Genomic DNA, 7,639 nt, shown 5'->3' with positions numbered 1-7,639 from the left:
CTTGGCAGGAAAGGTACCTCTTCATAAAACCTTTTATTGCATGAAGGACATACATAGCGTCGTTTCCGCAGATGTATGAAAGTATAGCTTCCAAACGAAGATATATCCTTAATTTGTTGTTCTCTGTAATCGTGAATCTTGTCCGTAGTCCGACCACAGCGGGGACACTCATGGGCTTTTCGCTTCATTCTCATATAAATGTGGAACTGATTGTCCTTTCTTTCTGCGAAGGTAACGGTTACATCTTCAAATCCAATAAATTCTCGCGTATAATCTTTGTAGAGCATGGTTGATTCTCCTTTAAAATGATGGTGTGAGTAACTACATTTTACTAGAGATTTCACTCCATGCTCTCTTTATTTGCAAAAAATGTTGGAGTTCCGAAGTTTCTGTCCCTCGGCACCCCAACATTTATTATAGAACCCAAAAAAACCGGAAGCTGAGCTTCCGGTCTCGTTGGTTTGCCTTAGTGGAAGGACTTCCAGAAATCGCCCTCGGTATCGATCAGGTCCATGATCTCGGAATAGGGGATATAAAACTCGGGGATTCCGGCCGCATAGGGGGCAATTTCATAAAGGCTGAAGTAAACGGTAAGCCCGTCCATTCCCAGTTGGAAATTCCTGATTTGATGCGGCTCGACGGTATCATAATAATCGTAGGACTCCTCGTTAAGCTTACGGGCAGCTTCGTTCACTTTTTCGCTCAGGCGCCTGCGGGCATCCTCCGGTGATTTGAAAAGGTGGTCAATTTCAAAATTTCTGCCATCCTGGATATTGACGTACAGATTGATCCAGTAATATCCCGGGTGAGCTGCACCCAGCCAATAATCGCTGACATTCAGTTCGATATGCAATAAATCCTTTATGATGTTCACAGAGCAGTTGATTCTCGTATCCGGGAAGAAATAGTGATCCACCTCGGCATATGTACCGTCAAAGCTCACATAGCTTTCAGCCTCCTGCTGAATGAACCGGTTCAGCTGTTCCTCAATCCAGGCATCCTCCAGGCCTTCCAGGATCGGATAGATGATGGTGGTGTAATCGTGGGGATATTGGGTGACAAACCGGGCCTTTATGCCGCCTTCCAGCAGGGTCAGTTTTTCATCCTTTGAAAGGATCTTGCCTGACCGCTCGGCAACCGTCAGTTGCTCGTTAATGGTTCCCCTGAGCAGGGAACCGTCTGCCAGCATGAGCCCGCGGCCCTCGAATTCCGGCAGATCCGTCGCCCTGTTCAGCCGGGAATCCAAATAGTAAATCTTCTTTCCATCGCTGACACAGGTGTAGCTCGCGTCAAGATCGTCCAGCTCCAGGAAGACCCAATCGGTATGCTGTTTCAGATCCTTGCTGAAAAGTGCCTTCTTGCAGTATTCCACATACATCGAAGGGAAAAAGGCATCTTCAGGCAGTTTCTCTCCCACAGCAAAGGAGCCGTTGCGCATCCTTCTGATACTGATGTATTCAGGCTCCAGCACGTAACTGCCCTGGGTATCGATGATGCCATAAACCAGGTATTCGTCGTATGTGCCGCCCTCAACCCCCACAATGGCCAGGCCATCCCTGAAGGGAGAAGCCGTAATGAATCTGGGTTCAATCACCCTTTTCCCGCTGGTGTCCTCATAGCCGAAAAGGCCGGTTTGTGCATCCTTTATCATGCGAAGGCCTGAGGAAACCTTCTCGGTCAGATCATTCCCCTGTTTGTCGATGAGCACGGAAGGCCCGCCGTATTCCATGGCAACCTCTGCAATGCCGTCGCAGAATTCGCCTGTATTCTTATAGGGAACCTCCAGCACTATCTTTCCGGTTTTATCAATATAACCGCTTTTTCCGTTTGCAGAGATTTTGGACAGCCCATCGCTGAACTGGTAAATCCAGTCCGCCTGCTCAAACAGAAATGCGCCGTTTTCGTCGTAGGCACGGGCACGTCTGTTCCCGTCATAGATCAGCGCGATGAACACCCCATCGCTGTATGTGATGATGTTGGCCTCGGGGCTGACCACAAATTTCCCGCTCCTGTCGATAAGCCCCAGCTTGCCGTTTGCATCACCCGCTATGGCCAGGCCGCATGCATAGAAAGGCTCAGCGCTGCCAAACCGGGGTTCAATCACTATATTCCCGGCCTGGTCCATATACCCGTAGAGCCGTTCAAAGTCCCGGCTCTCAGCAAAAGGAACCAGTTCCCTGGGTTCCGGCTCCTTTTGGGGAGCAGGGGTCTCAACAGAAAGCTTCGGAGTTTCCGTGGCAACAGGTTTTTCGCCAGCAGGCTTTTCCACAGTCTCTGCGTACCGGCCGCAGCCCGATACGATCAGGGTGAATGCCAGCATTAACCCTGCAAGATTTTTTGCTCTTCGCAGCATAGATGTCTACCTCCTTGATGCAAATACCGGCCTGCTCCGGCGCGGCAAGCCGATTATACCCTTAACCTCTCCGAGAGGATTTGAATTACCGGGATTAATTGAATGCTTTCCAGAAATTACCTTCCGTATCGATCAGATCCATGATCTCCGAATAGGGAATATGGAACATGGGCATTCCGGCAGCATATGGGGCAATTTCATACTGGGCAAAGTAGATGGTGAGCCCGTCATCCTCCAGGTGGAAACGCTGTATCTGTTCTGGCACCACCTTGTCATAGAAATCATAGAATTCTTCAGCCAGCTCCGCAATTTGGTCGTTCACCTTTTCACACAGGCGTTGCCGCGCTTCATCGGGCGATTTGAAGAGGTCGTCGATGGCGTATCGCCTGCCATCGATGAGGCTGATGTATTCGTTGCTCCAGTCATACCCCGGATGGGCTGCGCCTATCCAGTATTCATCCACCGACAGTTCGATGTGCAAGAGGTTCTTGATGATGTTCACCGAGCACTGGATATCGGTTATAGGGAAGAAATAATGGTCCTCTTCGGCATATGTCCCGTCAAAGCTCACGTAACTTTCCGCCTGCTCCCGGATAAACCGGTTCAGCTGATCCTCAATCCAGACATCCTCCAGTCCATCCAGGACCGGGTACATGACAGTGGTATAGTCATGGGGATAACGGGTGACCGACCGGGCTGTCACGCCGTTTCCCAACAATGTCAGCTTTTCATCCCTCACCAGGATGTTGCCCTGCCGATCGGCCACCGTCAGCTGACCGTTTATCTTTCCCCTCAGCAGGGAGCCGTCAGCCAACATGAGCCCTCGGCCCTCAAATTGCGGCAGATCGGTTGCCGGATTCAGCTGGGCGTCCAGATAGATGATCTTCGTCCCGTCACTGGCACAGGTGTAGTTTGCATCAAAATTGTCCAGTTCGAAATAAATCCATTCGGTATGTTTTTTCAGGTCCTTGCTGAAGAGGGCTTTTCGGCTGTAATTCGCATACATGGACGAGACAAAGACATCTTCGGGTATTTTCTCGCCCACGGCAAAGGAACCGTTCCGCATCCTCCTGATATCGCAGTATTCAGGTGCCAGCACGTAATTCCCCCGCGTATCGATGATACCGTATAACAGGTCGCCGCTGTCGTTCACACACACAATGGCCAGCCCGTCCCTGAAGGGGGTGGCGCTGTAATACTGCGGTTCAATCACCCTGTTGCCGTCCTTGTCCTCATAGCCGAAAAGGCCGGACGTTTCATCCTTAAACATGCGCAGCCCTGAAGAGATGGTATCGGTCAGATCGTTTCCCTGCTTGTCAATGTAAAGGGAAGGCCCGTCATATCTCATGGACACCAGGGCGATGCCGTCATAGAAATTGTCTATGCTCTTGTAGGGGACCTCCAGCACCAGTTTTCCCGTTTTGTCGATATAGCCCGCGGTTACGTCTGAATACCGCCGGGAAAGGCCCTCGCTGAACGGATAAATATAATCGTGCTCAAAAAGCAGCGTGCCGTTTTCATCATAGGCGCGTGAAACGGTCTCCTCGCCGTGGATCAGCACAATGAAAACACCATCGCTGTAACTGATGCTGTCAGCCTCGGGTTTCACCAGGAACTTCCCGGTCCTGTCAATAAGCCCCGCTTTGCCGTTGGTGTCCTTCACAACAGCCAGACCGCATGCATGGAAGGGTTCTGCACTGCCGAACCGGGGCTCGATCACAACGTTGCCGTCCTGATCCATATAACCGTAAAGCCGTTGAAAGCCCCGGCTTTCGGAAAAGGGGAGCAAATCCCCGGCCGTCCCGGACCCGTCCGCAGGCTCAGGTGTTTCGGCACTCGGCACCGGTGTGACAGTGTCTGTTTGCTCTGCATTTACGGGCACATTATCAGGCACTTCATACCTTCCGCATCCCGCAAATGTCAGAGCCATGACCAATAAAAAAACCAAAATAGCGTATGATCCGCGCTTCATAGCTTTTCCCCCGCTTAAGAAAAGCCGGCCTGCAGGCACACGGCAAGTCGGCCAGGGCGTCAAATATATGAACTGATTGTACCATAAAGATCCATGCCAAAGAAAGGATATGATCACTTTATATATCAGGTACCCTCCTGCATGGCACAAAAGCCTGCAAAAAACCGGCCTGCCAAATATCCCTTCAAAGGTGCATGGCAAGCCGGTCAAGGCTTTCAAAAGCGTATTTCTGACTGTATCAATCCAAAGGCAAATCAGAAAACATTTCCGCGCTTCAGCAGCCGGGCAAAAGTTTTTTCAGGAATTGGCCCGTATAGGATTCCTTAACCTGGGCGACCTCTTCCGGTCTTCCGCAGGCCACGATCTGTCCGCCGCGGTCACCGCCTTCCGGACCCAGATCGATGATGTGATCGGCTGTTTTGATCACGTCCAGGTTATGCTCTATGACCACCACCGTGTTGCCGGCATCCACCAGCCGGTGCAGGACCTCGATGAGCTTGTGGACATCGGCCATATGAAGGCCGGTGGTGGGCTCGTCCAGGATATACATGGTCCTGCCGGTGGCCTTTCTGGACAGCTCGGTGGCCAGCTTGACCCGCTGGGCCTCGCCGCCCGAAAGGGTGGTGGCCGGCTGTCCCAGGCGGATATAACCCAGGCCCACCTCATGCAGGGTCTGCAGCTTTTTCTGGATCCTGGGTATGTTCTCGAAGAATTTCAGGGCCTCATCCACCGTCATGTCCAGCACATCGGCAATGTTCTTACCCTTGTATTTGACATCCAGCGTTTCGCGGTTGTAACGCCGTCCCTTGCAGACCTCGCAGGGAACATAAACATCGGGGAGGAAGTGCATCTCGATCTTGATGATGCCGTCACCGGCACAGGCCTCGCATCTTCCGCCGCGCACGTTGAAGCTGAACCGTCCCGCGGAATACCCCTTCATCTTGGCATCCGTCGTTTCGGCGAACAGGCTTCGGATCAGGTCGAACACACCGGTATAGGTGGCCGGGTTGGATCGCGGGGTCCGGCCGATGGGGGACTGATCGATGTTGATCACCTTGTCCAGATGCTCAAGGCCCAGCATGTCGCGATGCAGGCCGGCCTTGGTCTTGGCATGGTTCAGCTTGCCGGCAAGCTTTTTATAGAGGATCTCATTCACCAGGGTACTCTTGCCGGAACCCGATACCCCTGTCACGCAGGTAAAGACGCCCAGCGGGATATCCACATCGATATCCTTCAGGTTGTTTTCCCGGGCCCCCAGGATCCGGATAACCTTGCCATTGTATTCCCTTCTCTTTTCGGGCACCTCGATGCGGATAGCGCCGCTTAGGTATTTTCCCGTAATGGAATTGGGGTTCTTCTTGATGTCCTCAACGGTGCCCTGGGCCACCACTCTTCCGCCCTGTTCGCCTGCGCCCGGGCCCATATCGATGATGTGGTCCGCCGCATACATGGTGTCCTCATCATGTTCCACCACCAGGAGCGTATTCCCCAGATCCCGCAGCCGCTTTAGGGTTGCGAGGAGGCGCTCGTTGTCCCGCTGGTGGAGGCCTATGCTTGGCTCGTCGAGGATGTACAGGACACCCATGAGCCCCGAGCCTATCTGGGTGGCCAGCCGGATCCGCTGCGCTTCACCGCCGGACAGCGTGCCTGCAGCCCGGGACAGGGTCAGGTAGTCCAGCCCCACATCCATCAGGAACTTCAGCCGTGCACGGATCTCTTTAAGGATCTGCGCGGCAATGGCCGCATCCCTGGGCTTAAGCTCCAGGTTGTGGAAGAATGCCATGCACTCCCGCACCGACATGAGGCATATTTCATGGATATTCTTCCCGCCCACGGTAACAGCCAGGCTTTCCTTCTTCAGGCGCTTGCCCTGGCACACCGGGCAGGGCGTCTGGCTCATGAAGGATTCGTAATACTCCTTCATGCCGTTGGACTTGGTTTCCCGGTAGCGCCTCTCCAGGCTGTTGATGATGCCTTCGAAGGAGCTCATGAAGGTGCCGCTGCCATATTCCTTGTTATACTCGACCTTGATCTTCTCTCCACGGGTGCCATAAAGGATTTTGTCGAGTATGTCCTCAGGCAGATCCTTTACGGGCGTGTCCACGCTGAAGCCATAATGCCTGGCCATGGCGTCCAGGTACATTCTCCCGTAGGCATCCTCGCTGGAAAAATTGAAGCCGGCTGCCGTAACGGCGCCTTCAGCCAGGGATTTGGTTTTATCAGGAATGATCAGGTCCGGGTCCATCTTGAACAGCACGCCCAGACCGCTGCATTCGGGACATGCCCCATAAGGATTATTGAAAGAAAACATCCGCGGTGTCAGCTCCGGAATGCTGATCCCGCAATCGGGGCAGGCATAGTTCTGGCTGAACAGCATTTCTTCCTTGCCGATGACATCGATGACCAAAAGGCCGCCGGCCAGGTTCAGGGCGCTTTCTATGGAATCGGTCAGGCGTTTTTGAATATCTTCACGGATGATGAGCCTGTCCACAACAATTTCAATGGTATGCTTTTTGTTCTTGTCCAGGCGGATGTCATCCTGGATCTCCATGACTTCCCCGTCGATGCGGACACGGACAAAGCCCTTCTTCCTGGCATCCTGGATGAGCTTTGTGTACTCGCCCTTTCTTCCCCGGACAACGGGGGCCAGGACCTGAATGCGCGTGCCTTGCTCCAGGGCCATTACCGCGTCCACCATCTGGTCCACCGTCTGCTGGGCGATCTCCCTGCCGCATTCGGGACAATGGGGTACGCCTATCCTGGCAAACATGAGCCTGAAATAGTCGTAGATCTCGGTAACCGTTCCTACTGTGGATCGGGGATTCCTGGAGGTGGTCTTCTGATCGATGGAGATGGCCGGCGACAGGCCTTCTATGGACTCCACGTCGGGTTTTTCCATCAGGCCCAGGAACTGTCGGGCATAGGACGAAAGGGATTCCATATAACGCCTCTGGCCTTCCGCGTAGATGGTGTCGAAGGCCAGGGACGATTTTCCCGAACCGCTGAGCCCGGTGATCACAACCAGCTTGTCCCGGGGTATCTCCAGATCTATGTTTTTCAGATTATGCTCACAGGCACCTTTAATTCTGATGCAGTTTTCCATGGCGCATTCTTCCTTTATATCGCTTTAGGTTTATTATGCATCCTTTCGGTCCTTCCATAAACCATACCCATTATACCGAACATATGTACGGAAATCAACAGATCAAAAAACGGCACATGGGATGATCTGCCATGTGCCTTGAAAAAGCCGGCATGTCCATGGACAGGATGGCTGCGCAGGACCATTCACGCGTCCATGGCATGCTTTCTGA

4 protein-coding genes are annotated in these 7,639 nt (G+C 53.0%); all 4 read right to left on the bottom strand.

Going from position 1 to position 7,639, the window contains the following annotated elements:
- On the bottom strand, positions 1 to 287 hold a 287-nt coding region (locus F3H12_RS06450), incomplete at its 3' end, for a transposase family protein (RefSeq protein WP_149677676.1).
- 179 nt (positions 288 to 466) lie between these two features.
- Positions 467 to 2,353 (bottom strand): WG repeat-containing protein, encoded by a 1,887-nt coding sequence (locus tag F3H12_RS06445; protein WP_149678517.1) that lies wholly within the window; start codon positions 2,351 to 2,353, stop codon positions 467 to 469.
- A 94-nt stretch (positions 2,354 to 2,447) separates the two neighbouring features.
- Positions 2,448 to 4,325 carry a WG repeat-containing protein gene (locus F3H12_RS06440; RefSeq protein ID WP_149678516.1) on the bottom strand — a complete coding sequence of 626 codons (1,878 nt, stop codon included), beginning with the start codon at positions 4,323 to 4,325 and terminating at the stop codon, positions 2,448 to 2,450.
- 274 nt (positions 4,326 to 4,599) lie between these two features.
- The gene (gene uvrA, locus F3H12_RS06435; RefSeq protein ID WP_149678515.1) at positions 4,600 to 7,428 is read right to left on the bottom strand and encodes an excinuclease ABC subunit UvrA; all 2,829 of its coding nucleotides are present in this window, start codon (positions 7,426 to 7,428) and stop codon (positions 4,600 to 4,602) included.
- Between the last annotated feature and the right edge of the window lie 211 nt (positions 7,429 to 7,639).

This window comes from Thermoclostridium caenicola, assembly GCF_900142095.1.
GTDB classification, from domain to species: Bacteria; Bacillota; Clostridia; order DSM-8532; family DSM-8532; genus Thermoclostridium_A; species Thermoclostridium_A caenicola.
Note: the sequence above shows the minus strand (reverse complement) of the source record. Positions and strands in the feature narration are given on the sequence as shown.